This window comes from Streptomyces sp. NPDC003327, assembly GCF_053589515.1.
Map to the genome: position 1 here is coordinate 18450 of NZ_JBSFSA010000016.1, position 24115 is coordinate 42564.

At 72.7% G+C, this 24115-nt stretch carries 18 protein-coding genes; 13 read left to right on the forward strand and 5 right to left on the reverse strand.

The annotated features are described in order from the left end of the window. Positions 1 to 42: 42 nt before the first annotated feature. Both ACWDVG_RS15945 and ACWDVG_RS15950 read right to left on the reverse strand, forming a co-directional pair. On the reverse strand, positions 43 to 1218 hold the full coding sequence (locus tag ACWDVG_RS15945) for a trypsin-like serine peptidase (protein WP_451699766.1): 1176 nt from the start codon (positions 1216 to 1218) through the stop codon (positions 43 to 45). Between the two features lie 255 nt (positions 1219 to 1473). Continuing rightward, positions 1474 to 2649 carry a trypsin-like serine peptidase gene (locus ACWDVG_RS15950; RefSeq protein WP_451699767.1) on the reverse strand — a complete coding sequence of 392 codons (1176 nt, stop codon included), beginning with the start codon at positions 2647 to 2649 and terminating at the stop codon, positions 1474 to 1476. Positions 2650 to 2971: 322 nt separating this feature from the next. Here ACWDVG_RS15950 and ACWDVG_RS15955 point away from each other — a divergent pair, with 322 nt between their 5' ends. The 5 genes from ACWDVG_RS15955 to ACWDVG_RS15975 all read left to right on the forward strand — a co-directional run bounded on the left by ACWDVG_RS15955 (position 2972) and on the right by ACWDVG_RS15975 (position 10977). Continuing rightward, positions 2972 to 4405 carry a diaminobutyrate--2-oxoglutarate transaminase family protein gene (locus tag ACWDVG_RS15955; protein ID WP_451699768.1) on the forward strand — a complete coding sequence of 478 codons (1434 nt, stop codon included), beginning with the start codon at positions 2972 to 2974 and terminating at the stop codon, positions 4403 to 4405. 36 nt (positions 4406 to 4441) lie between these two features. Then, on the forward strand, positions 4442 to 6325 hold the full coding sequence (locus tag ACWDVG_RS15960) for an IucA/IucC family protein (RefSeq protein WP_451699769.1): 1884 nt from the start codon (positions 4442 to 4444) through the stop codon (positions 6323 to 6325). A 41-nt stretch (positions 6326 to 6366) separates the two neighbouring features. Further along, positions 6367 to 7065 (forward strand): GNAT family N-acetyltransferase, encoded by a 699-nt coding sequence (locus tag ACWDVG_RS15965; RefSeq protein WP_451699770.1) that lies wholly within the window; start codon positions 6367 to 6369, stop codon positions 7063 to 7065. A 61-nt stretch (positions 7066 to 7126) separates the two neighbouring features. Then, positions 7127 to 8953 (forward strand): IucA/IucC family protein, encoded by a 1827-nt coding sequence (locus ACWDVG_RS15970; protein ID WP_451699771.1) that lies wholly within the window; start codon positions 7127 to 7129, stop codon positions 8951 to 8953. 50 nt (positions 8954 to 9003) lie between these two features. Continuing rightward, positions 9004 to 10977, forward strand: a complete 1974-nt coding sequence (locus ACWDVG_RS15975; protein WP_451699772.1) for an ATP-dependent DNA helicase — start codon at positions 9004 to 9006, stop codon at positions 10975 to 10977. 96 nt (positions 10978 to 11073) lie between these two features. Here ACWDVG_RS15975 and lexA read toward each other — a convergent pair whose 3' ends face one another. Further along, on the reverse strand, positions 11074 to 11862 hold the full coding sequence (lexA, locus tag ACWDVG_RS15980; RefSeq protein ID WP_451699773.1) for a transcriptional repressor LexA: 789 nt from the start codon (positions 11860 to 11862) through the stop codon (positions 11074 to 11076). Positions 11863 to 12297: 435 nt separating this feature from the next. On the opposite strand from lexA, the gene nrdR reads away from it, so the two are divergent. Together nrdR and ACWDVG_RS15990 are read left to right on the forward strand one after the other, a co-directional pair. Next, positions 12298 to 12807, forward strand: coding sequence for a transcriptional regulator NrdR (gene nrdR, locus ACWDVG_RS15985; protein ID WP_451699774.1), 510 nt, complete (start codon positions 12298 to 12300; stop codon positions 12805 to 12807). A gap of 174 nt (positions 12808 to 12981) precedes the next feature. Then, positions 12982 to 15885: a vitamin B12-dependent ribonucleotide reductase gene (locus tag ACWDVG_RS15990; protein WP_451699775.1), complete on the forward strand. Its 2904-nt coding sequence runs from the start codon at positions 12982 to 12984 to the stop codon at positions 15883 to 15885. A 95-nt stretch (positions 15886 to 15980) separates the two neighbouring features. Here ACWDVG_RS15990 and ACWDVG_RS15995 read toward each other — a convergent pair whose 3' ends face one another. Continuing rightward, positions 15981 to 16508 (reverse strand): TerD family protein, encoded by a 528-nt coding sequence (locus tag ACWDVG_RS15995; RefSeq protein ID WP_451699776.1) that lies wholly within the window; start codon positions 16506 to 16508, stop codon positions 15981 to 15983. A 302-nt stretch (positions 16509 to 16810) separates the two neighbouring features. On the opposite strand from ACWDVG_RS15995, the gene ACWDVG_RS16000 reads away from it, so the two are divergent. From ACWDVG_RS16000 to ACWDVG_RS16020, 5 genes are all read left to right on the forward strand, one after another. Continuing rightward, a complete protein-coding gene (locus ACWDVG_RS16000; protein ID WP_451699777.1) occupies positions 16811 to 17416 on the forward strand; it encodes a YdbC family protein in 606 nt (201 codons plus the stop codon). A 68-nt stretch (positions 17417 to 17484) separates the two neighbouring features. Next, positions 17485 to 18144, forward strand: a complete 660-nt coding sequence (locus ACWDVG_RS16005) for a histidine phosphatase family protein (RefSeq protein ID WP_451699778.1) — start codon at positions 17485 to 17487, stop codon at positions 18142 to 18144. Between the two features lie 12 nt (positions 18145 to 18156). Continuing rightward, positions 18157 to 19065, forward strand: a complete 909-nt coding sequence (locus ACWDVG_RS16010) for an ADP-ribosylglycohydrolase family protein (protein WP_451699780.1) — start codon at positions 18157 to 18159, stop codon at positions 19063 to 19065. A 196-nt stretch (positions 19066 to 19261) separates the two neighbouring features. Then, a complete protein-coding gene (locus tag ACWDVG_RS16015; protein WP_451699781.1) occupies positions 19262 to 19972 on the forward strand; it encodes a ribonuclease HII in 711 nt (236 codons plus the stop codon). Positions 19973 to 20076: 104 nt separating this feature from the next. Beyond that, entirely contained in the window at positions 20077 to 20709 is a 633-nt protein-coding gene (locus ACWDVG_RS16020) for a hypothetical protein (protein ID WP_451699782.1), read from the forward strand. A 209-nt stretch (positions 20710 to 20918) separates the two neighbouring features. Here ACWDVG_RS16020 and ACWDVG_RS16025 read toward each other — a convergent pair whose 3' ends face one another. Continuing rightward, on the reverse strand, positions 20919 to 21548 hold the full coding sequence (locus tag ACWDVG_RS16025) for a hypothetical protein (RefSeq protein WP_451699783.1): 630 nt from the start codon (positions 21546 to 21548) through the stop codon (positions 20919 to 20921). A 338-nt stretch (positions 21549 to 21886) separates the two neighbouring features. Here ACWDVG_RS16025 and ACWDVG_RS16030 point away from each other — a divergent pair, with 338 nt between their 5' ends. Then, on the forward strand, positions 21887 to 24046 hold the full coding sequence (locus ACWDVG_RS16030) for a RecQ family ATP-dependent DNA helicase (RefSeq protein WP_451699784.1): 2160 nt from the start codon (positions 21887 to 21889) through the stop codon (positions 24044 to 24046). The last annotated feature ends 69 nt before the right edge of the window (positions 24047 to 24115 follow it).

A 24115-nucleotide genomic window follows, 5' to 3' on the forward strand; every position in this document is an offset into this window, starting at 1 on the left:
GTGCCGTCGGTGTGGGGCCGGACGGCGTCGGTCACGTCGACGTCAGCGGGCGAACTTCTTGCTGACCATGTCGTGGGCGGCCTTCGCGCCCGGGCCGAGCTGCGGGCCGGCGAGCCAGCCGTTGCTGCCGGCGGGGCCGATGGAGGTGTTCGACACCAGCGCCGTCGTGCCGTTCGACAGGACGCGGAACCAGCCGCCGCCCGAGGACCCGGCGGTCATCGTGCAGCCGATGCGGTACATCGTCGGCGTCGCGGGGGCCGTCGTCATACGGGTCGCCCGGTCCAGGCACTTGTGCATGATCAGACCGTTGTACGGAGCGGCCTGCGGGTATCCCCAGGCGCCGATCGTCCCGGCCCGCGCGGCCGGCGGAGCGGAGAAGTCGACCGGCAGGGCGACGCCCACGGTCTCCTCCAGCGACTTGCGGCCCCGCTCGGGCTGCACGTGCAGCACGGCGTAGTCGTACGGCCAGGCCTGGTCGGTGCCGCCGCTGTCGATCCACTCACCGGAGGTCACGGCCCAGTCGGCCCAGTACTGGCCGTACGGCGCGATCTCGTGCGGCTGCGCGTCGCGCAGCGCGGAGGACGACTTGCCCAGGTCGTTGTAGGCCGGGACGAAGGTGATGTTGCGGTACCAGCCGCCCTTCGTGCCGGCGTGGACGCAGTGACCGGCCGTCCAGACCAGGTTGGACTTCCCGGGGCGTCGCGGGTCCTTGACGACGGTGCCCGAGCAGACCATGTGGCCCTGCGGCGAGTCGAAGAAGATCTTCCCGACCGGTGCCGCGTTGCGGTGGTAGGGCGTCTTCTCGCGCTGGGCGGGGACCGGGCGGGGCATCGGATCGGTGCCGCCGGTGCCGGCCTGTGCGGTGATCGTCTGGTCCGGGCTCTGCGCCGACTGCATGCGCGCGGGGTCCCAGAGGCCCTCGATCACCGGGTTGACGAAGTCCTCCGCCTCACGGAGCCAGGTCTCGCGGTCCCAGTTCTTCCACTCGCCCTCCTTCCACTGGTCGAGGTCGACGCCGTGCTTCTTGAGCTTGTCGGCCAGGTCCTGGGCGAGGGCGGAGCCGTCCCCGGCGCCGCCGCTGCCGTCGGAGGAGGGCGCGGAGGTGACGGCGGCGGGCTTGTCGGCCGTCGGCGTCTCGGTGGGGCCGCAGGCGGTGGCGGTCAGCGCGAGCGCCAGTGCCAGGCCCGAGACGGCGGGCAGAAGTCGTACGGAACGCATCTGGTGGTGTCCCCCTGAGGTGTGTCCCGCGTCCGGACGGTCGACCCGGCCGGTGGTTCCCCCGAGGTCATTGCCATGGACGCGTCATTTGCGGTGCACAGTATGCCGGTCGACCGGGAGGCCGGGAGGCCGGGCGGGCGGCCGGTTGGCCGGGCGGCCGGTTGGCCGGGCGGCCGGTCGGTGGTGCGGCGGCGCGGCCCGGACGTGGGGGAGGCGGGGCACCGGGTGCCCCGCCTCCGCGTCGCAGCCTCACCGCTAGCGGTCGGCGTACTTCTTGCTGACCTCGTCGAAGATCGCCTTGGCCTCGGATCCGAGGCGCGGACCCGCGAGCCACCCCGCCGAGGCCGGGCCGATGGAGGTGTTCGACACCAGCGCGGGCTTGCCGTCGCTGCCCGTGGCCACCCAGCCGCCGCCGGACGAACCGCCCGTCATCGTGCAGCCGATGCGGTACATGGTCGGCTGCTCCGCCTTCAGCGACAGCCGGCCCGGCTTGTCCTGGCACTGGAACATCCGCTGGCCGTCGTACGGCGGCGCCGCCGGGTAACCGGTGGCGGTCATGTTCGCGATCTTCGGCACGGCGGGAGCGTTGAACTCCACGGGGAGCGCCGAACCGACCGTCTCCTCCAGCGACTTGCCCGACCCGCCCTTCTCCGGGGTCACCTGGATGACCGCGTAGTCGTAGGGCGCGCCCGCGCCACCGGTGGCAGCGCCCTGGGCGATCCACTGGTCGGAGGTCTTGACCCACTCCGCCCACCACACGCCGTACGGGGCGATCTGCTCACGCGTCGCCTTCTCCAGCGCGGAGGTGGGCATGGCCGTGTCGTTGTACGAGGGCACGAACGCGATGTTCCGGTACCAGCCGCCCTGCTTGCCCTTGTGCACGCAGTGACCGGCCGTCCAGACCATGTTGGACTTGCCCGGGTGCGCCGGGTCCTGCACGACGGTCGCCGAGCAGACCATCGAGCCCTCGGGGCCGTCGAAGAACACCTTCCCGGACTCCGGGGCACTGCTGTGGTACTTGGGCGCCACGGACTTCGCCCGCACGGGGTCCGGCGTCGGGTCGGTCACGCCGGTGTCACCCGAGATGTCCTCCTCCTCGACCGGCTTGTCGGGCCGCTCGGCCTCGCGCATCCGGTCCGGGTTCCAGAGGTCCTCGATGATCGGGTTGACGAAGTCCTTGGCCTCACGCAGCCACGTGTCGCGGTCCCAGTTCTTCCACTCGCCGTCGCGCCACTTTTCGAGGTCGATCCCGTGCTCCTTCAGACGCTCTTTGAGGTCCGCCGGAATCCTGATCTTGTCTGCCGGGCTCTGGTTCGCGGGCGCGCTGGGCTTGTCCCCCGCGTTCTCCTCGGTCGGCCCGCAGGCCGTGGCGGTGAGCGTCAGCGCCGCGACGGCGGACGCCGCCATCAGCCACGGACGAATCGATCGCATCTCGTGATCCCCCTGGGACTACGTCAACTTGTGCATGAGTGAACGACGGCCGAAGACCGGACCACGGCCGGCCGACCCCCCACTATGCCGGTGCCGGAGGGGACGGTACGCGCCCGGCCACCGGTTCCGAACCCGGCACAGCCGTTGCCGGCCCGTGATCCGGGACACGCCGAGGAACTTGTCCCGGGCCCGTGATCCCCGGGAGTTCCCGTCGTTGGTACGTACGGGGGACACAACGGTGGCGTTCAGGGCGGCCCATGGGGGGCGGCTCCGGGGCGGGCCGATGTGCAACGCAACTGTTACAGCGGGAGGACACCGAGCCGTGGCCGTGACCGAATCAGCCCCGTCCCTGGCACCGGACGCACACGCGGGGGGATACGGCGGGGGATACGAGGGCATCCTGCGCCGTCAGTCCCAACGCGAGTCCGCCGCGCGCACCTACGCGCGCTCGCTCCCGATCGTGCCCGTGCGCGCCCGGGGGCTCACCATCGAGGGGGCCGACGGACGCCGCTACCTCGACTGTCTCTCCGGCGCCGGGACCCTGGCGCTCGGCCACAACCACCCCGTGGTCCTGGAGGCCGTCCGGAAGGTCCTCGACTCCGGGGCCCCGCTCCATGTGCTCGACCTCGCCACCCCGGTCAAGGACGCCTTCACCTCCGAACTCTTCGCCACCCTGCCCGGCCGGCTCGCCGACGACGCCCGCATCCAGTTCTGCGGACCCGCCGGCACCGACGCCGTCGAAGCCGCCCTCAAACTGGTCCGCACCGCGACCGGCCGCAGCGGGCTCCTCGCCTTCACCGGCGCCTACCACGGCATGACCGCCGGAGCCCTGGACGCCTCGGGCGGAGCGACCGACGTCCGTGTGACCCGGCTGCCCTATCCGCAGGACTACCGCTGCCCCTTCGGCGTCGGCGGCGAACGCGGCGCCGAACTGGCCGCCCGCTGGACCGAGAGCCTGCTCGACGACCCCAAGAGCGGCGTCACCACCCCCGCGGGAATGATCGTCGAGGCCGTCCAGGGCGAGGGCGGGGTCATCCCCGCCCCCGACGACTGGCTGCGCCGCATGCGCCGCGTCACCGCCGAGCGGTCGATCCCCCTCGTCGTCGACGAGGTGCAGACGGGCGTCGGCCGCACCGGCGCCTTCTGGGCCGTCGAGCACAGCGGTGTCGTCCCCGACGTGATGGTCCTCTCCAAGGCCATCGGCGGCTCCCTCCCCCTCGCCGTCATCGTCTACCGCTCCGAGCTCGACGCCTGGGAGCCCGGCGCCCACGCGGGCACCTTCCGCGGCAACCAGCTGGCCATGGCCGCCGGCGCCGCCACCCTCGCGTACGTCCGCGAGAACCGGCTCGCCGAACGCGCCGGCACCCTCGGCGCCCGCATGCTCGCCCTACTCCAGGGCCTCGCCGCCGCCCACCCCTGCGTCGGCGACGTCCGCGGCCGGGGCCTGATGATCGGCGTCGAACTCGTCGACCCCGAGGCCGCCGGACCCGACGACCCGGTGCCGCCCGCCGCCCCCGAACTCGCCCGCGCCGTCCAGCAGGAGTGCCTCGCCCGCGGCCTCATCGTCGAACTCGGCGGTCGCCACTCCGCCGTGGTCCGGCTGCTGCCGCCGCTCACCCTCACGGACGAGCAGGCCACCGCCGTCCTCGACCGCCTCGCCGACGCCCTCGCCGCCGCCGAGCGGGCCCACACCCCCCGACCGTCCGTCTCCCTCAGGGCCACGGCCCACCGGAACGACACCGGACCGTCCCACTGACCGGACCTTCCCCGGCCACACCCCCAAGGAAGCCCCGTGAACGCGAGCCCCACCCCCCAGGCGCCCGAGACCGACGCCCCGGACACCGCCGAGGAACACGTCGTCCCGCGCCAGCACTCCGGTCCGTACGACCCCCGGCCCACCGCCTCACCGTCCGCCACCTCGGCCTCCCTTCCGACGCCCGACACCCACCAGGGCGGGCCGGACCCCCTGGACGACCCCGATCCGCGGCGCGCCGCCGACACGGCCGCCATCGAGCACCTCCTCCGCTGCTGGATCCGGGAGAAGAACCTCCCCGCCCCCGCCTCCACCACCCTGCGCGTCCCCCTCGACGCCAGCGGCACCGCCCTTCTCGTCCCCGTCCGCTACTGGTCACCCACCGGCTTGCACCGCCTCGGCAGCCCGACCCTCGAAGGCCTGCCCAGCTCCGCCCCGACCGTCGACGCCGTCACCGTCGCCGCCCTGCTCAGCCGCGAGACCGCCCGTCCCGAGGGCACCGAACTCGTCGCCAGGGTCGCCGACTCCGCCCGCCGGACCGCGCACTTCCTCGCCGAGCGACGCCTCGACCCCGAGCCCCCGCAGGACGCCGACCTGTTCCTCGCCGCCGAGCAGGCCCTCCTCTTCGGCCACCCCCTCCACCCCACCCCCAAGAGCCGCGAGGGGCTCTCCGACGCCGAGTCCCGGCTCTACTCACCCGAACTCCACGGCTCCTTCCCCCTCCACTGGATCGCCGTTGACGACTCCCTCCTCGCCACCGACTCCGCCTGGACCGAACAGGGCCGGCTCGTCACCGCCGAGCAGCTCGTCCTCGGCCTCGCCGAAGGCGTCCACCACCCCGCAGCCACCGTCCCCCTGCCCCTCCACCCCTGGCAGGCGCGCGAACTGATGCACCGCCCCGAGGTGTGCGCCCTCTTCGACGACGGCCTCCTCTTCGACCTCGGCACCCACGGGAGCCCCTGGCACCCCACCTCCTCCGTCCGCACCGTGCACCGCCCCGGCGCCCGGGCGATGCTCAAGCTCTCCCTCGGCCTCCGCATCACCAACTCCCGCCGGGAGAACCTCCGCAAGGAACTCCACCGCGGCGTCGAGGTCCACCGGCTCCTCCGCACCGGCCTCGTCGACGAGTGGCAGGCGGTCCACCCCGGCTTCGACATCGTCCGCGACCCCGCCTGGCTCGCCGTGGACGACCAGGACGGCACCCCGGTCCCCGGCCTCGACGTCATGATCCGCCACAACCCCTTCGGGCCCGGCGACGACGCCGTCTGCATCGCCTCCCTCACCGCACCCCGCCCGTGGCCCGGCGCCACCGGTCTGCGCTCCCGCCTCGCCGACGTCATCGGCCGCCTCTCCTCCCGCACCGGCCGCCCCACCGCGGCCGTCTCGGCCGAGTGGTTCCTGCGCTACCTCGACCAGGTCGTCCGCCCCGTCCTCTGGCTCGACGGCCACGCCGGCATCGCCCTGGAGGCCCACCAGCAGAACACCCTGGTCCTCCTCGACCCCGACGGCTGGCCCGTCGGCGGCCGCTACCGCGACAACCAGGGCTACTACTTCCGCGAGTCCCACCGCGGCGAGCTGGAGAGCCGCCTCCCCGGCATCGGCGCACACAGCGACACCTTCGTCTCCGACCAGGTCACCGACGAACGCTTCGCCTACTACCTCGGCATCAACAACGTCCTCGGCCTGATCGGAGCCTTCGGCTCCCAGCACCTCGCCGACGAGCGCGTCCTGCTCGCCGCCTTCCGCAGCTTCCTCACCAGCGCCACCAGCCTCGGCTCACCCCTGCCGCACCGGCTCCTGGAAGCCGCCACCCTGCGGAGCAAGGCCAACCTCCTCACCCGGCTCCACGGCCTGGACGAACTCGTCGGCCCGGTCGACACCCAGTCCGTCTACGTCACGATCACCAACCCCCTCCGTCCCTGAACTACCGCCGGAGCCCGCGCCGTCGAGAGGAGAGCGACACCGTGCCATCCACCCATCCACCGGTCGAACCACCCGGGGACGACACCCTGGACCTGAGGATCGACGACCTCGTCGCCCTCCTCGCCGCCCGAGAGCCGTCACCGTCCCCGGACGGCGGACTCCTCGACGGCGACCTCCTCGACGCGGTCGCCTCCTGGGGCCCCACAACCACCCCGGTCGGCACCTTCCAGCTCGTCCCCGTGCGCCCCGAACGTGATCTGCCGGTCCTCACGCGCTGGATGAACGACCCCGCCGTCGCCGCCTTCTGGGAGCTCGCCGGGCCGGAGAGCGTCACCGCCGACCACCTCAGGACCCAGCTGGAGGGCGACGGGCGCAGCGTCCCCTGCATCGGCGTACTCGACTCCACACCGATGAGCTACTTCGAGATCTACCGCGCCGACCTCGACCCCCTCGCCCGCCACTACCCGGCGCGCCCCCACGACACCGGTATCCATCTCCTCCTCGGAGGCGTCGCCGACCGGGGACGCGGCGTCGGCACGGCACTGCTGCGCGCCGTCGCCGATCTCGTCCTCGACCACCGTCCCCGGTGCACCCGCGTCGTCGCCGAACCCGACATCCGCAACACCCCCTCCGTCTCCGCCTTCCTCAGCGGCGGCTTCCGCTACGCGGCGGAAGTCGATCTCCCCGACAAACGAGCGGCGCTCATGATCCGCGACCGGTCCCTCCGTCACGTTCTGTGATCGCCCCTCTGTCTTACATACACCGCTCGTCCCGCAGCGGTTCCCCATCCGAGGAGACCTCGTGTCGACGTCCCCTGCACCCCACGACTCCACTCACCCCGCTCAGCCCGCGCCCGTCCCGGCGCCGGCCCTGCTGGCACCCCCCGAGCTGACCGCCGCCGTCTGGACCCGCGCCTCCTCCCGCCTCCTCGCCAAGGCGCTGGCGGAGTTCTCCTACGAACAGATCCTCACCCCCGTCCCCCTCCCGCAGGACGGCCCCGACCGCTACGCGCTCACCCTCGACGACGGCACCACGCTCACCTTCACCGCCCGCCGCGGCGCCTACGACAGCTGGCGCGTCGACCCCGCGTCGATCACCCACGACGGCCGGCCCTGGACCGACCCCTTCGACTTCCTGGTCCGCGCCCGGCGCCTCCTCGCCCTGGACGGCGCCACGCTCGGCCACCTCATCCGCGAGCTCTCCGCCACGCTCGCCGCCGACGCCCGCCTCGACCGCACGGCCCTGCCCGCAACCCGGCTCGCCGACCTCTCCTACGCCGCACTCGAAGGCCACCAGACCGGCCACCCCTGGCTCGTCCTCAACAAGGGCCGCATCGGCTTCTCCGCCGGCGACGCCGCCCAGTGGGCGCCCGAGGCCCGCCGGGCCACCCGGCTCCCCTGGATCGCCGTCAGCAACCGCATCGCCGCCTACCGCGGCGTCCCCGGCCTCGACACCCCCGACCGCCTCTACGCCCGGGAACTCGACCCCGAGGTCCACGAGGCCTTCCGGACCGAACTCGCCGCCCGCGGCCACCAGCCCGACGAATACCTCCTGCTGCCCGTCCACCCCTGGCAGTGGGACGAGACCGTGCTCCCGCTCTACGCCCCCGCCGTCGCGGCCGGCGCCGTCGTTCCGCTCTCCGCCGACGCGGACCTCCGCCTGCCCCAGCAGTCCGTCCGTACCTTCCTCAACACCACCCGCCCCGACCGGCACACCGTGAAGCTCCCGCTCTCGGTCCTCAACACCCTCGTCTGGCGGGGCCTCCCCACCGAGCGGACACTCGCCGCACCCGCCGTGACCGCCTGGGTCCACGGCCTTCGCGACGCCGACCCCTTCCTCCGCGACGAATGCGGCGTGATCCTCCTCGGCGAGGTCGCCTCCGTCACCGTCGAGCACCCCCTCTACGACCGGCTGCCCGAAGTCCCGTACCAGTACAAGGAACTGCTCGGCGCGATCTGGCGCGAGCCCCTCCGGCTGCCCCCCGGCGAGCGCGCTCGCACGCTCGCCGCCCTGCTCCACACCGACCCGGACGGCCGCGCCTTCGTCGCGGAACTCGTCGAGCGGTCAGGGCTGGCCCCCGCCGTCTGGCTCCGGCACCTCTTCGCCGCGCTGCTGCCGCCCCTGCTGCACTTCCTCTACCGGTACGGCACGGTCTTCTCCCCGCACGGCGAGAACGCCATCGTCGTCTACGACGAGCACGACGTACCCGTACGCCTGGCGATCAAGGACTTCGTCGACGACGTCAACGTCAGCGCCCGGCCGCTGCCCGAGCACGCCACCATGCCGGACGACGTCCGTGCCGTGCTGCTCACCGAGGAGCCCGACTTCCTCGTCCAGTTCATCCATTCGGGGCTTTTCGTCGGAGTCTTCCGCTATCTCGCCCCGCTCTGCCAGGAACAACTCGGCGTCGCCGAAGAGGACTTCTGGGAGCTCGTGCGCGCGGAGATCCTCGGCCACCAGGCACGCTTCCCCGAGCTGAAGGAACGGTTCGAGCTCTTCGATCTCCTCACCCCCCGCATCGAGCGGCTCTGCCTCAACCGCAACCGACTCCACCTCGACGGCTACCGCGACCGGCCCGAGCGCCCCCACGCGGCGGTCCACGGCACGGTCCCGAACCCCCTCGCCTGAGGTGCGCGCGTGACCGGGCTGTCGGTGCCGCCCCGTAGGCTGGAAGGGCTATGACGAAGCCATCCCTCCCCGACCTCCTCCACGCCGCCGTCGCCGCCGTCGGCGGCACGGAGCGGCCCGGCCAGGTCACCATGGCCGAGGCCGTGGCCGAGGCCATCGACGACAACTCCCACCTCCTCGTCCAGGCGGGCACCGGCACGGGAAAGTCCCTGGGCTATCTCGTGCCGGCGCTGGCCCACGGAGAGCGTGTCGTGGTGGCCACGGCCACGCTGGCGCTCCAGCGCCAGCTGGTCGAGCGCGACCTGCCGCGGACGGTCGAGGCGCTGCACCCGCAGCTGCGCCGCCGACCGCAGTTCGCCATGCTCAAGGGCCGGTCGAACTACCTCTGCCTGCACCGGCTCCACGAGGGGGTGCCGCAGGACGAGGAGGACGGCCTCTTCGACCCCTTCGAGGCGGCGGCGCCGACCAGCAAGCTGGGGCAGGACCTGCTGCGGCTGCGGGACTGGGCGGACGAGACGGAGACCGGTGACCGGGACGACCTGACGCCCGGCGTCTCCGACCGGGCGTGGGCGCAGGTCTCGGTCTCCTCCCGGGAGTGCCTGGGCGCGAGCAAGTGCGCGTACGGGGCGGAGTGCTTCGCCGAGTCCGCGCGCGAGCGCGCCAAGCTCGCCGACGTCGTGGTCACCAACCACGCCCTGCTCGCCATCGACGCCATCGAGGGCGCCCCTGTCCTTCCCCAGCACGAGGTGCTGATCGTCGACGAGGCCCACGAGCTGGTCTCCCGGGTGACCGGCGTCGCCACCGGCGAGCTCACCCCCGGCCAGGTCAACCGTGCCGTGCGCCGGGCGGCGAAGCTGGTGGACGAGAAGGTCGCCGACCAGCTCCAGACCGCTGCGGAGGGATTCGAGCGGGTCATGGAGCTGGCCCTGCCGGGCCGTCTGGAGAAGATCCCGGAGGACCTCTCGTACGCGCTGATGGCGCTGCGGGACGCCGCCAGGGCCGTGATCACGGCGCTTGGCTCCACCCGGGACCGGTCCGTCCAGGACGAGGACGCCGTGCGGAGGCAGGCCATGGCCTCCGTCGAGACCGTGCACGGCGTCGCGGAGCGCATCACGCAGGGCTCGGAGTGGGACGTCGTCTGGTACGAGCGCCACGACCGCTTCGGTGCGTCGCTGCGGGTCGCCCCGCTCAGCGTCTCCGGCCTGCTGCGCGAGAAGCTGTTCTCGGAGCGTTCGGTCGTGCTCGCCTCGGCCACGCTGAAGCTCGGCGGCGACTTCAACGGAGTGGGGGCCTCGCTCGGCCTCGCCCCGGAGGGCACCACGGGCGAGGACGTGCCCGTCTGGAAGGGCATCGACGTCGGCTCGCCGTTCGACTACCCCAAGCAGGGCATCCTGTACGTCGCCAAGCACCTCGCGCGGCCCGCGCGGGACGGGGACCGCGGTGACATGGTGGACGAGCTCGCCGAGCTGATGCAGGCGGCCGGCGGGCGCACCCTCGGTCTCTTCTCGTCGATGCGCGCGGCCCAGCAGGCGGCCGAGGAGCTGCGGGTCCGGGTTCCCGAGCTGCCGATCCTCCTCCAGGGCGAGGACACGCTCGGCGAGCTGATCAAGAACTTCGCGGCGGATCCCCGCACGTGTCTCTTCGGCACGCTGTCGTTGTGGCAGGGCGTGGACGTGCCGGGGCCCAGCTGCCAGCTGGTCGTCATGGACAAGATCCCGTTCCCGCGCCCGGACGATCCGCTGATGAGCGCCCGCCAGAAGGCGGTGGAGGAGGCGGGCGGCAACGGCTTCATGGCCGTCGCCGCCACGCACGCGGCCCTGCTGATGGCCCAGGGAGCGGGCCGGCTCGTGCGGGCCACGGGTGACCGAGGGGTGGTCGCGGTGCTCGACCCGCGCCTCGCCACGGCCCGCTACGGCAGCTACCTGAAGGCCTCGCTCCCGGACTTCTGGTACACCACGGACCGGAACCAGGTGCGCAAGTCGCTCGCGGCGATCGACGCCGCCTCGCAGGCGGCCGGGGCCTGACGGGTCGGCCGTACGGCGGGGGAGAGGCGCGGGCACGGAGCGGGCCCCGGGACCGGCGCAGTGGGTCCCGGGGCCCGGTCGAACCGGCGGATGGGGTCACACCCGCCGAAGCACCGCCACGACCTTGCCGAGGATGGTGGCCTCGTCGCCGGGGATGGGCTGGTACGCCGCGTTGTGCGGGAGCAGCCAGACGTGGCCGTCCTCGCGCTTGAAGCGCTTCACGGTGGCCTCGCCGTCGAGCATGGCGGCGACGATGTCGCCGTTCTCCGCGACGGGCTGGCGGCGCACGGTGACCCAGTCGCCGTCACAGATGGCGGCTTCGATCATGGAGTCGCCGACGACCTTCAGGACGAAGAGCTCGCCGTCGCCCACCAGCTGCCGGGGGAGGGGGAAGACGTCCTCGACGGACTCCTCCGCCAGGATGGGGCCACCGGCGGCGATCCGGCCGACGAGGGGGACGTACGAAGCGGCCGGCTTGCCCGTGGTGTCGGTGGGCTGGGTGCTGGGCTGGTCGGAACCGCGCACCTCGTAGGCCCGGGGGCGGTGGGGGTCGCGACGGAGGAAGCCCTTGCGCTCCAGGGCCATCAGCTGGTGGGCGACCGAGGACGTGCTGGACAGTCCGACCGCCTGGCCGATCTCGCGCATCGACGGCGGGTAGCCACGACGCTGGACGGAGTCGCGGATGACCTCGATCACCCGGCGCTGGCGGTCGGTGAGGCCGGAGCTGTCGGCCCTGATGCCTGGGGGGCGCCCGGGGAGGGCGCGGGCGGGGCGCCCTGCCTCCTCGTCGTTCATGCCCGTGTCATTCATCGAGTGCACCGGCTCGAGTCGGCCCTGGGAGCGGTCCTGGGCGGTGATGGTGGCGCTGTCTGCGGTGGTGGTCACGTCGTCGGCCCCTCTCGAATGGTCTCCCTGGCTGGCACAACGGTAGTGGCTTTCGAAAGGTTGCGCCAAACACACGTTCGAGTGAAAATCCGCAGATTGCCTTACGTGCGCATGTGCGGGGGTGTATGGGCGAACTCGCCCGCGGCCCGAACCGGCCCCTACGGTAGCCTTCGCCGCTGGGCCCGGCGCGCCGGGTGTGCCCCTCCAGTCTCCCATCCGTACGGGGGAAGCGGGGCCTGGCCGCCCGCGACACGCGGAGGGCATCCAAGTCGCCCTCAACCCAAGATCTAGTGGTTGGATGTCACCGACCACCCAGGGGTAGTGGTCCCCGGTCTGCCGGGGGTCCTCGCATCGCCTATGCTGGGGGTCGCCTCGCAGGGCCTTGACGGGACCGGCGAGGTCAGTCAGTCGTGCCGTGAGGGAGGGTCGGAACCAATGCACTGCCCCTTCTGCAGGCACCCCGACAGCCGGGTCGTCGACAGTCGCACCACCGACGACGGCACGTCGATCCGACGCCGCCGCCAGTGCCCCGGCTGCTCCCGCCGCTTCACCACGGTGGAGACGTGCAGCCTCATGGTGGTGAAGCGGTCCGGCGTCACGGAACCCTTCAGCCGTACCAAGGTCATCTCCGGCGTGCGCAAGGCGTGCCAGGGGCGGCCGGTCACCGAGGACGCCCTCGCCAAGCTCGGCCAGCGGGTCGAGGAGGCGGTGCGCGCCACCGGGAGCGCCGAGCTGACCACCCACGACGTGGGCCTGGCCATCCTCGGCCCGCTGCAGGAACTCGACCTCGTCGCGTACCTGCGCTTCGCGTCCGTGTACAAGGCTTTCGACAGCCTCGAAGACTTCGAGGCCGCGATCGCGGAACTCCGCGAGCGGCCTCCCGCTGAGAATCGCGGGACCGGTGCGACCCCCGAGGTCCCCGTTCCCGCCACCGCCGCCGACTGATCGGCGGACCGGGCCGGCGGCGGCCCGGTGACCGGGTGCCGGGCGGCCCCGACAGACGTGCCCCGAGCAGACCAGCGCGGCGCTCGTGGCAGCAGTACAGAACGCAGTACAGAAGACGGTGCCCTGGGACTATCTGGGTGCCAAAGGGTGTTTTGCCCGTATATGGGAGGCGGCATGACAGAGACGGCGAGCGGTCCGGCACGTGGTTCCCGCACCAAGGGAACCAAGGCGGCGAGCAAGGGCCTGCGAATCGAGCGCATCCACACCACCCCCGGCGTGCATCCGTACGACGAGGTGACCTGGGAGCGCCGTGACGTCGTCATGACCAATTGGCGCGACGGCTCGATCAACTTCGAGCAGCGTGGCGTCGAGTTCCCCGACTTCTGGTCGGTGAACGCGGTCAACATCGTCACCAGCAAGTACTTCCGCGGGGCCGTCGGCACCCCGCAGCGCGAGACCGGTCTCAAGCAGCTCATCGACCGGATCGTGAAGACGTACACGAAGGCCGGCGAGGACTACGGCTACTTCGCCTCGCCCGCCGACGCCGAGATCTTCGAGCACGAGCTGGCCTACGCCCTCCTGCACCAGATCTTCAGCTTCAACTCGCCGGTCTGGTTCAACGTCGGCACCCCGCAGCCCCAGCAGGTCTCCGCCTGCTTCATCCTGGCCGTCGACGACTCCATGGAGTCGATCCTCGACTGGTACAAGGAAGAGGGCATGATCTTCAAGGGCGGCTCCGGCGCCGGCCTGAACCTCTCCCGCATCCGCTCCTCCAAGGAGCTCCTCTCCTCCGGCGGCAACGCCTCCGGCCCGGTCTCCTTCATGCGCGGCGCCGACGCCTCCGCGGGAACGATCAAGTCGGGCGGCGCCACCCGCCGCGCGGCCAAGATGGTCATCCTCGACGTCGACCACCCCGACATCGAGGACTTCATCGAGACCAAGGTCAAGGAGGAGGAGAAGATCCGCGCGCTGCGCGACGCGGGCTTCGACATGGACCTGGGCGGCGACGACATCACGTCCGTCCAGTACCAGAACGCCAACAACTCCGTCCGCGTGAACGACGAGTTCATGAAGGCCGTGGAGTCCGGCGGGAAGTTCGGTCTGCGCGCCCGCATGACCGGCGAGGTCATCGAGGAGGTCGACGCCAAGTCCCTCTTCCGCAAGATGGCCGAGGCGGCCTGGGCCTGCGCCGACCCGGGCATCCAGTACGACGACACGATCAACCACTGGCACACCTGCCCGGAGTCCGGCCGCATCAACGGCTCGAACCCCTGCAGCGAGTACATGCACCTGGACAACACGTCCTGCAACCTCGCCTCGCTCAACCTCATGAAGTTCCTCAAGGACGACGGCAAGGGCAACCAGTCCTTCGACGTCGAGCGCTTCGCCAAGGTCGTCGAGCTCGTCATCACCGCGATGGACATCTCCATCTGCTTCGCCGACTTCCCCACCCAGAAGATCGGTGAGAACACCCGCGCCTTCCGCCAGCTCGGCATCGGATACGCCAACCTCGGCGCCCTGCTGATGGCGACCGGTCACGCGTACGACTCCGACGGCGGCCGCGCCCTCGCCGGTGCCATCACCTCCCTGATGACCGGCACCTCGTACAAGCGCTCCGCCGAGCTCGCCGCGGTCGTCGGCGCCTACGACGGCTACGCCCGCAACGCCGAGCCGCACCAGCGCGTCATGCGGCAGCACGCCGACGCCAACGACAAGGCCGTCCGCATGGACGACCTGGACACCCCGATCTGGGCCGCCGCCACGGAGGCCTGGCAGGACGTGATCCGCCTCGGCGCCAAGAACGGCTTCCGCAACTCCCAGGCGTCCGTCATCGCCCCGACCGGCACCATCGGTCTCGCGATGTCCTGCGACACCACCGGCCTGGAGCCCGACCTCGCCCTGGTCAAGTTCAAGAAGCTGGTCGGCGGCGGCTCGATGCAGATCGTCAACGGCACCGTCCCGCAGGCCCTGCGCCGCCTGGGCTACCAGGAGGAGCAGATCGAGGCGATCGTCGCCCACATCGCCGACCACGGCAACGTGATCGACGCCCCCGGTCTGAAGACCGAGCACTACGAGGTCTTCGACTGCGCCATGGGCGAGCGCTCCATCTCCGCGATGGGCCACGTCCGCATGATGGCCGCGATCCAGCCCTGGATCTCCGGCGCCCTGTCCAAGACGGTCAACATGCCGGAGACGGCGACCGTCGAGGAGGTCGAGGAGATCTACTTCGAGGCCTGGAAGCTCGGCGTCAAGGCGCTCGCGATCTACCGCGACAACTGCAAGGTCGGCCAGCCGCTCTCCGCCAAGAAGAAGGAGGACGAGAAGGCCGAGGTCACCGCGAAGTCCGAGGCGACGATCCGCGAGGCCGTCGAGAAGGTCGTCGAGTACCGCCCGGTCCGCAAGCGCCTGCCCAAGGGCCGTCCGGGGATCACCACCTCCTTCACCGTCGGCGGCGCCGAGGGTTACATGACCGCCAACTCCTACCCGGACGACGGTCTCGGCGAGGTCTTCCTGAAGATGTCCAAGCAGGGTTCGACCCTCGCCGGCATGATGGACGCCTTCTCCATCGCCGTCTCCGTCGGTCTGCAGTACGGCGTCCCGCTGGAGACGTACGTCTCGAAGTTCACCAACATGCGCTTCGAGCCGGCCGGCATGACGGACGACCCGGACGTGCGGATGGCGCAGTCGATCGTCGACTACATCTTCCGCCGCCTGGCGCTCGACTTCCTCCCCTTCGAGACCCGCTCCGCGCTCGGCATCCACTCGGCCGAGGAGCGTCAGCGCCACCTGGAGACCGGTTCGTACGAGCCGGCCGAGGACGAGGTCGACGTCGAGGCCCTGGCCCAGTCCGCCCCGCGCACCCAGGAGCTGAAGGCCGTCGCGGCCCCGGCCCCGAAGGCCGAGGCGCCCGCTCCGGCCCTGGCTCCGAAGCAGGCCCACACCTCCGCGGAGCTCGTGGAGATGCAGCTCGGCATCAGCGCCGACGCGCCGCTCTGCTTCTCCTGCGGCACGAAGATGCAGCGGGCCGGCTCCTGCTACATCTGCGAGGGCTGCGGCTCGACCAGCGGCTGCAGCTGATCCGGGCGACTTCCGAAGGGGCGCCGACCACCGGTCGGTGCCCCTTCGGGGTCTTCGGAGGCTGCGGGAGCCGGTCCCGTCCCGGACGTGAGGGGTCAGGAGCGGTCGGCGCCGAGCAGCGACGCGAACTGCCGCGGGTCCGCGTCGAAGCCGTGGCGCAGCGGCCGGTGCGACCAGCCGTCCGCGCCCCGCGTGAACTCGGCGACCGTCGCCGACCGAGCCTCCGCCACGTCGGCGAAGTCGTGCAGGGCGAGGTCCGTGTACCCCTCGCGCACCCGCACGCCCGCGCCTGCTATGTCGCCGAAGGTGAGGCGCCCGCCGCCCTGCTGTATGGCGACCCCCACGACCACCCGGGCGTACCGCGGCGCCAGCCGGTTCAGCTCCAGGGTCATCGCCTCGTCGTACCCGAACCCCTGGCCCGTCTGGCTGTCGCGGTGCAGGGTGATCGTGCCGTCGGGGGAGCGGCTGTCGAAGTGCACCAGATACGCCGGCGGCCCGTAGGGCTGCTCAGCCGTGAAGACCCCGGCCACGAGGTCCAGGTCGTGGGCCGGTGCGCCGGCGGGCGCCGGGTCCCATCGGAGCGCCACCTCGACCTTGCCGACGCCCTTGTTCAATCCGCTCACGGTGCTTCCCCCTCTCCACGCGCGCCCTCGCGCGCATGCTCTCCCCGAACCTCGCTCCGCCCGCAGCCCTTGGTGACGGGCTGTCGGTTCATGGTGTCACGGGGGTCCGACAGAAGGGCCGGGGCCGGCGGGACGGAGCGCCCCAGGGAGCTCCGAGGAGCCGGATTCCGACGCACCTCTGGCTCGAATCGGCTCTCGGCCCCTCGCCCGGGACGCCGAGGTGCCTCGGCGTGGGGCGCCCGCGCCCGACGGGTCGCCGAGACGGTCTGTCTGGGCGGTTCCCCGGCCCGTACGATGGCGCGGTGCTGGTCAAGTGGATTCGCTGCACCGTGACGGACCGCCGAGGTTTCGAGCGGGGGCAGCGGAAATGGGCGGGGCTGCTCGGTGAGCCGGGGTTCCGGGGGCAGGGCGGCGGGTGGAGCCGGAGTCGGCCGGACGTCGCCCACGTCTTCGCGTTCTGGGAGAGCCGTGCCTTCTACGACTCCTTCATGGCGCGGTCCCACGACCGGCTGGCGGCCTCGCAGGCCGGCACGTTCAAGGACGCGCAGGTCACGTTGTTCGACCACCGCTTCGACGTGAAGACGGGCTTCGAACCGCGGTTCGCGGACGCCGACGTGGCGCGCGTGGCGCACTGCCGGGTCCACGAGGAGCGCGCCGAGCACTTCGCCCTGATGCAGGAGAAGGTGTGGAATCCGGCGATGGCCGGGTCGCCCGGCATGCTGCGGGGGCTGTTCGGCGAGGCGCCGGGCAGTGAGTTCCTGGTGCTGTCGCTGTGGCGGTCGGAGGCGGAGCACGGGAAGTACCGGGTGGAGCGGATCGAACGGCTCGGTCTGCGGGCCCAGACGGAGGCCGACGTGGCCGCGCTGACCGGGGACGTGGTGCAGCTCGAGCCCTCCTGGACCGTCTGACCCTCCCTCCTGGCACCTCGGCCCCCCTCGGCCGCGCCCCCTCCCGGGCGGCGATCTAGGGTCGGGGTATGGCACGACCGCGGCGCATCGTCCTCGTACGGCACGGAGAGTCCGAGGGCAATGCCGATGACACGGTGTACGAACGGGAGCCCGACCACGCCCTCCGGCTCACCGCGACCGGACGGCGCCAGGCGGAGGCGACCGGGGAGCGGCTGCGGGCGCTGTTCGGCGAGGAGGCGGTCAGCGTCTACGTCTCGCCGTACCGCAGGACCCACGAGACGCTCCGCGCCTTCCGGCTGCCGCCGGACCGCGTCCGGGTGCGCGAGGAGCCGCGGCTGCGGGAACAGGACTGGGGAAACTGGCAGGACCGGGAGGACGTGCGCCTCCAGAAGGCCTACCGGGACGCGTACGGGCACTTCTTCTACCGCTTCGCCCAGGGAGAGTCCGGGGCCGACGTCTACGACCGCGTCGGGGCGTTCCTGGAGAGCCTGTACCGCAGTTTCGAGGCGCCCGACCACCCGCCGAACGTCCTCCTCGTCACCCACGGGCTGACCATGCGCCTGTTCTGCATGCGCTGGTTCCACTGGACCGTCGCCGACTTCGAGTCGCTGTCGAACCCGGGCAACGCCGAGACGCGGACGCTGCTGCTCGGTGAGGACGGCAGGTACCGCCTTGACCGGCCGTTCGAACGCTGGCGCACCCCGGAACCGTACGGGTCCACCGGATAGAGTGGCGGAGCGATGACCGCTGACTCCTCTCTCGACCGGCGCTTCGACCGCGCCCTGGCCAGCCTGCGCGGGCTGTCCGTGGGAGACGCCCTGGGCTCCCAGTTCTTCGTTCCCGCCCACTACCCCCTGCTGAAGCGGCGCGAGCTGCCGTCCGGATCCTGGCAGTGGACCGACGACACGGAGATGGCCTGCTCCGTGCTGGCCGTCCTCGCCCACCACGGCAGGATCGACCAGGACGCGCTCGCCGCGTCCTTCGCCGCACACCACGACTTCGACCGGGGCTACGGGCCCGCGGTCAACCGGATGCTCCGGCTCATCAGGGAGGGCGGCGACTGGCGAGAACTCGCCGCCGCGCTCTTCAACGGGCAGGGCTCCTGGGGCAACGGCGCCGCCATGCGGATCGCGCCCCTCGGCGCCTGGTACGCGGACGACCCCGAGCAGGCCACCCACCAGGCCGAGATCTCGGCGTACACCACCCACCAGCACCGTGAGGCCGTGGTGGGCGCCATGGCGGTCGCCGCCGCGGCGGCCCTCGCGGCCGACCCGGCGGGGCCGCCCACCCCCGAGGCCCTGCTCGACGGCGTCGTCGCCCTCGTGCCGCGCAGCGCGGTCGGCGCCGGACTGCGCAGGGCCCGCGACATGCTCGACTACGGCGACGCCGGCACGGTCGCGGCCGTCCTCGGCAGCGGGCGGCGGACGAGCGCGCACGACACCGTGCCGTTCGCCCTCTGGTCGGCGGCGCGCGCCCTCGGCGACTTCGAGCAGGTCTTCTGGACCACGGCCCAGGTCGGCGGTGACGTCGACACGACCTGCGCGATCGCCGGAGGAGTGGTGGCCGCGACCGTCGCGGGCGCCCCGCCCGCGGCATGGCTCGACCGGACCGAGGCGCTCCCGGAGTGGGTGCCGTCGGCCACCGGCTGAGGCCGCCGGAACCCGCTCCCTCGCCCTCCCTTCGCGAAGGTGATGCCGTACGACCGTGAGGGCCGGTGTCCGGGGGTTCCGTGCGCGTTCCGGTGTGCGCGGCAGCGAATCGAGACGCGCGGGACGGGAGCCGGCGGCGCCCGGGGGGAATCCGGGTGTCGCGGGCGGCACCAGGCGGCGTAACCTGTCTGGCGCCATGCCGTACGAACCCCCCACCCACACCGTCGAGCGATCGCTCCGAGCCACCACCGGCGCCAAGATCGTCGCCGGGGTCGACGAGGTCGGGCGCGGGGCATGGGCCGGCCCCGTCACGGTCTGCGCGGCCGTCACGGGCCTGCGCCGACCCCCCGAGGGCCTGACGGACTCCAAGCTGCTCACCCCCAAGCGCCGCACCGCGCTCGCCGCCGAGCTGGAGCGGTGGGTCACCGCCTACGCGCTCGGCGACGCCTCCCCCGAGGAGATAGACAGCCTCGGCATGACCGCGGCGCTGCGGCTCGCGGCCGTCCGGGCCCTCGAAGGGCTGCCGGTGCGGCCCGACGCGGTGATCCTCGACGGCAAGCACGACTACCTCGGCGCCCCGTGGCAGGTCCGCACGGTGATCAAGGGCGACCAGTCCTGCGTCGCCGTGGCCGCGGCCTCCGTCATCGCCAAGGTCCGCCGCGACGACCTCATGGCCGGGCTCGGAACCGAGTCCGCGGCCTGTGTGCCGTACGGATTCGCCGCCAACGCGGGCTACCCCTCGCCGGTCCACAAGGCCGCCCTCGAGGAGCTGGGGCCCACCCCGCACCACCGGCTCTCCTGGTCCTATCTGGACGCCCTGCCGCGGTGGCGGCACCTCAAGAAGGTCCGCCTCTCCGCCGAGGCGGCCGCGCTGGAGAGCGGGGGCCAACTCGGCTTCGACTTCTGAACTTCCGGCTGCCGAGCCCGTCCCGGGCCGACACGACAGCCGGTGGGCACCTGTGTGCCCACCCGCCGCTGCCGCGCGCAGCGACATTTGATAGACATCCACTCATGCCTCTCATCCCCGAGGAGCCTCAGATTCACGAGAGTGCCCAGGGTCCCCGCGCCACTCCGGCCGCCGGCCGCCCCGCGCCGACCCCCCGTCCCGTACCCGGTCCGCGTTCCGCGGCCTCCCCGCGCCCCGGGAGCCCGGGTCCTGGCCCCGCCAGGCCCGCCCCGCCGGCGCCCCGCCCGCACCCCGGTGCCGGGCAGTCCCCGTCCGGCCGTCAGGAGAATCGTTCCGACCGGCGCGACGCCCCGCAGCTCCAGCTGATCCCCGCCCCCGCCGACGGCGCTCTCGACGCCGCCGAGGAGGCGCTGGACATGCTCCTGGAGAGCGGGCGCGCCCCGGGCGACGTCCTGGTGCTCACCACCGGCGACCCGCACCCGTGGGCCACGCACGAGCTGTCCTTCGGCGAGGCCGCCTACTGGGGCCAGCAGGACACCCGTGAGGACGTGTTCTTCGCGGACGCCGCCGCCGTGGAGCGGGCCGCGGCCCGTCCCGTCGTGATCGTCGCCGTCAACGGGGGCGACGACGAGGCCACCGCCCGGATCCTGCCCACGGCGATGACCCGCGCGACCGCGCTGTTCGTCGTCTGCGGCGACCCCCAGCGCATCACCGCCGCGCTGGGTGCCGGGGTCTGACCGACGGGGTCCGGCCGGTCGCACCTGGTCTGAGACCGGGTCCGGCCACCCGCTTCCGGCGACCGGTGTCATGCGGTGCCGCGCCGGGTCCGTACGGGCCCGGCGCGGCGTCCGGGGCCTCTCGGGTGTCCGGGTCAGGCGTCCGGGGCGTCTCGGGTGTCCCGGGTCGGGCGTCCCGGGCAGGACCCGGCGGTACCGGCGTCAGTGGCTCAGCGGGCCGCGGCGCGGCGCAGGGGCTCGGCCGCCCCGCCGGCCGTCCGCGGGGTGAGGCGGCCGAGTTCGGCCGCCTCGTCGCCGAGTTCCAGCGGGGACGAGCCGGAGCTCGGGTGACGGCCTCCACGGCCCTCCCCGAGCACCTGCCAGCCTCCCGTGGTCAGCGTGATGTACGCCCCGCAGCGCAGCCCGTGGAGCGTGCAGGCGTCCCGCAGCCCCCACATCCAGGCCCCGTCCTCCTCCGTCCACCGCTCGTCGCCGTCGCGGCAGTAGAGCAGGACCGCCGTCCGCACCGGGGTGCGGCGCCGGAGGTCGTGCGGGATGACCCGCCGCAGATGCGCGAGGAGCGCGTTGCGGAACTCCCAGCCGTCGGCCGGGACGGGACGGCGCACGAAGGAGGCGCTGGCGGCGAGCCGTTCCTCGTGGTCGAGGACCGCCACCACCGCGGTCGCGGGCGTGGGCCGGTGACGCGAGTGCAGTCCGCTGACGACCTCGCGCGGACTGCGCAGCAGGGGGATTCCCGCCGCGGCCCACTCGGCTGGTTCGAGTACCCGGGCGAGGCGGCTGGCGGACTCGGACGACGATCTGATCGAGGTGGCTGTGGGCGGAGCGAATCCGAGGGTCACGGTCCTCCCTTCGGATACACGCCCGCGCGGCGGGCAAGGTCGGGTGAGGGCGCACCACGGCACAGTCCTTCCGGACCGCTCGACTGGCCGTGCGGGGCGGTTTCCCAATTCTTGCTTGGGCCGTGCGCGAGCGGCAACGAGCAATTGAGGCCGCTGACGGGATTGCGTCGGTATGACACTCATATCCCTGCCCAGTTGCCCATTGTTCACGCCCCGTTTCCCCACCTGTTTCACCCCTGGACGGCGCGCACCGACGGAAACACCCCTTCCGCTCCGGAGCCCCCGCGTCACGGCCGGTGGATTCGCCGATTGTCAGTGCCATCGGGTTGCATGGAGGCATGGACAACCTGGACCTCCGCGCCGAAGCCGATGCCATCCTCGCCGAGCTCGTCGGCGCCCCGAGCGGCTCCGCGCGGCTGCGCGAGGACCAGTGGCAGGCCGTGGCCGCCCTGGTGGAGGAGCGCCGCCGCGCGCTGGTGGTGCAGCGCACCGGCTGGGGCAAGTCGGCGGTGTACTTCGTCGCCACCGCCCTGCTGCGACGGCGGGGCTCCGGCCCCACGGTGATCGTCTCCCCGCTGCTCGCCCTGATGCGCAATCAGGTCGAGGCGGCGGAGCGGGCCGGGATCCGCGCGCGCACCATCAACTCGGCCAACCCCGAGGAGTGGGACACGATTTACGAGGAGGTCGAGCGCGGCGAGACCGACGTCCTCCTCGTCAGCCCCGAGCGCCTGAACTCCGTCGACTTCCGCGACCAGGTGCTGCCCAAGCTCGCCGCCACCACCGGTCTCCTCGTGGTCGACGAGGCGCACTGCATCTCCGACTGGGGCCACGACTTCCGCCCCGACTACCGCCGGCTGCGGGCCATGCTCGGCGACCTCGCCCCCGGCGTGCCGGTGCTGGCGACCACGGCGACGGCCAACGCCCGGGTGACCGCGGACGTGGCCGAGCAGCTGGGCACCGGCGCCGGCGAGGCGCTGGTCCTGCGCGGTTCGCTGGAGCGGGAGAGCCTCAGGCTCGGGGTCGTACGGCTGCCGGACGCGGCGCACCGGCTCGCCTGGCTCGCCGAGCACCTGGACGAGCTGCCGGGCTCCGGGATCATCTACACGCTCACCGTGGCCGCGGCCGAGGAGGCCACCGCCTTCCTGCGCCAGCGCGGCTTCCGGGTGGACTCGTACACCGGCCGCACGGAGAACGCGGACCGGCTCCAGGCCGAGGCCGACCTCCAGCAGAACCGGGTGAAGGCGCTCGTGGCCACCTCGGCGCTCGGCATGGGCTTCGACAAGCCCGACCTGGGCTTCGTGATCCACCTCGGCTCGCCGTCGTCCCCGATCGCCTACTACCAGCAGGTGGGCCGCGCGGGCCGCGGCGTGGAGCACGCGGAGGTGCTGATGCTGCCCGGCAAGGAGGACGAGGCGATCTGGCGCTACTTCGCCGACACCGCCTTCCCGCCGGAGACCCTCGTCCGCCAGACCCTCGCCGCCCTCGCCGACGCCGGACGGCCGCTCTCCGTCCCGGCCCTGGAGGCCGCGGTGGACCTCCGGCGCACCCGGCTGGAGACGATGCTCAAGGTCCTCGACGTGGACGGGGCCGTGCGACGGGTCAAGGGGGGCTGGGAGAGCACCGGGCAGCCCTGGACGTACGACACCGAGCGGTACGCGTGGGTGGCGCGGCAGCGGGCCGCCGAGCAGCAGGCCATGCGCGACTACGTGAGCACGTCCGAGTGCCGGATGGAGTTCCTGCGCCGGCAGCTGGACGACGAGGGCGCGGTCCCCTGCGGGCGCTGCGACAACTGCGCCGGTGTCTGGATCGGCTCCTCGGTGTCCAACGAGGCGCTGACGGGCGCCGCGAAGGAGCTGGACCGGCCCGGCGTGGAGGTCGAGCCCCGGCGCATGTGGCCGACGGGCATGCCGGCCCTCGGGATCGAGCTCAAGGGCCGCATCCCCGCCGGAGAGCAGTGCTCCACCGGCCGGGCCCTCGGCCGGCTCTCGGACATCGGCTGGGGCAACCGCCTGCGCCCCCTGCTGGCCGAGAACGCGCCGGACGGCCCCGTCCCCGACGACGTCCTGAAGGCCGCCGTCGCCGTCCTCGCCGACTGGGCCCGTTCGCCGGGCGGCTGGGCTCCGAACGTGCCGGACGCCGGGGCGCGGCCGGTGGGCGTCGTCGCCGTGCCGTCGCTCTCCCGGCCCCAGCTGGTCGACTCCCTCGCCCGGGGCATCGCGAACGTCGGGCGCCTGCCGTACCTCGGCTCCCTCACGTACACCGGGCCCGACGGGGCGCACGCGGCGCGCCGCAGCAACTCCGCCCAGCGCCTCAGAGCACTCTCCGGAGCCTTCGCCGTCTCCGACGAGCTGGCCGCGGCACTGGCCGGTGCCGCCGGACCCGTCCTGCTCGTGGACGACAGCACGGATTCCGGCTGGACCCTCGCCGTCGCCGCCCGGCTGCTCCGCCGGGCGGGCAGCGGTGAGGTCCTCCCCCTGGTCCTCGCCGCGGCCGGCTGATCGGGCTGCCGCGGCAGCGGAACGCCCGGCCGGGGAGACCCGGCCGGGCGCCTGTCGGACGACGGGGAC

Excerpts from the sequence above, each read along its gene's own strand:
- ACWDVG_RS15945 (WP_451699766.1), bottom strand. The coding sequence starts at position 1,218 with ATGCGTTCCGTACGACTTCTGCCCGCCGTCTCGGGCCTGGCACTGGCG.
- ACWDVG_RS15950 (WP_451699767.1), bottom strand. The coding sequence starts at position 2,649 with ATGCGATCGATTCGTCCGTGGCTGATGGCGGCGTCCGCCGTCGCGGCG.
- ACWDVG_RS15975 (WP_451699772.1), top strand. The coding sequence starts at position 9,004 with ATGACGAAGCCATCCCTCCCCGACCTCCTCCACGCCGCCGTCGCCGCC.
- nrdR (WP_451699774.1), top strand. The coding sequence starts at position 12,298 with ATGCACTGCCCCTTCTGCAGGCACCCCGACAGCCGGGTCGTCGACAGT.
- ACWDVG_RS15990 (WP_451699775.1), top strand. The coding sequence starts at position 12,982 with ATGACAGAGACGGCGAGCGGTCCGGCACGTGGTTCCCGCACCAAGGGA.
- ACWDVG_RS16005 (WP_451699778.1), top strand. The coding sequence starts at position 17,485 with ATGGCACGACCGCGGCGCATCGTCCTCGTACGGCACGGAGAGTCCGAG.
- ACWDVG_RS16010 (WP_451699780.1), top strand. The coding sequence starts at position 18,157 with ATGACCGCTGACTCCTCTCTCGACCGGCGCTTCGACCGCGCCCTGGCC.
- ACWDVG_RS16015 (WP_451699781.1), top strand. The coding sequence starts at position 19,262 with ATGCCGTACGAACCCCCCACCCACACCGTCGAGCGATCGCTCCGAGCC.
- ACWDVG_RS16020 (WP_451699782.1), top strand. The coding sequence starts at position 20,077 with ATGCCTCTCATCCCCGAGGAGCCTCAGATTCACGAGAGTGCCCAGGGT.
- ACWDVG_RS16030 (WP_451699784.1), top strand. The coding sequence starts at position 21,887 with ATGGACAACCTGGACCTCCGCGCCGAAGCCGATGCCATCCTCGCCGAG.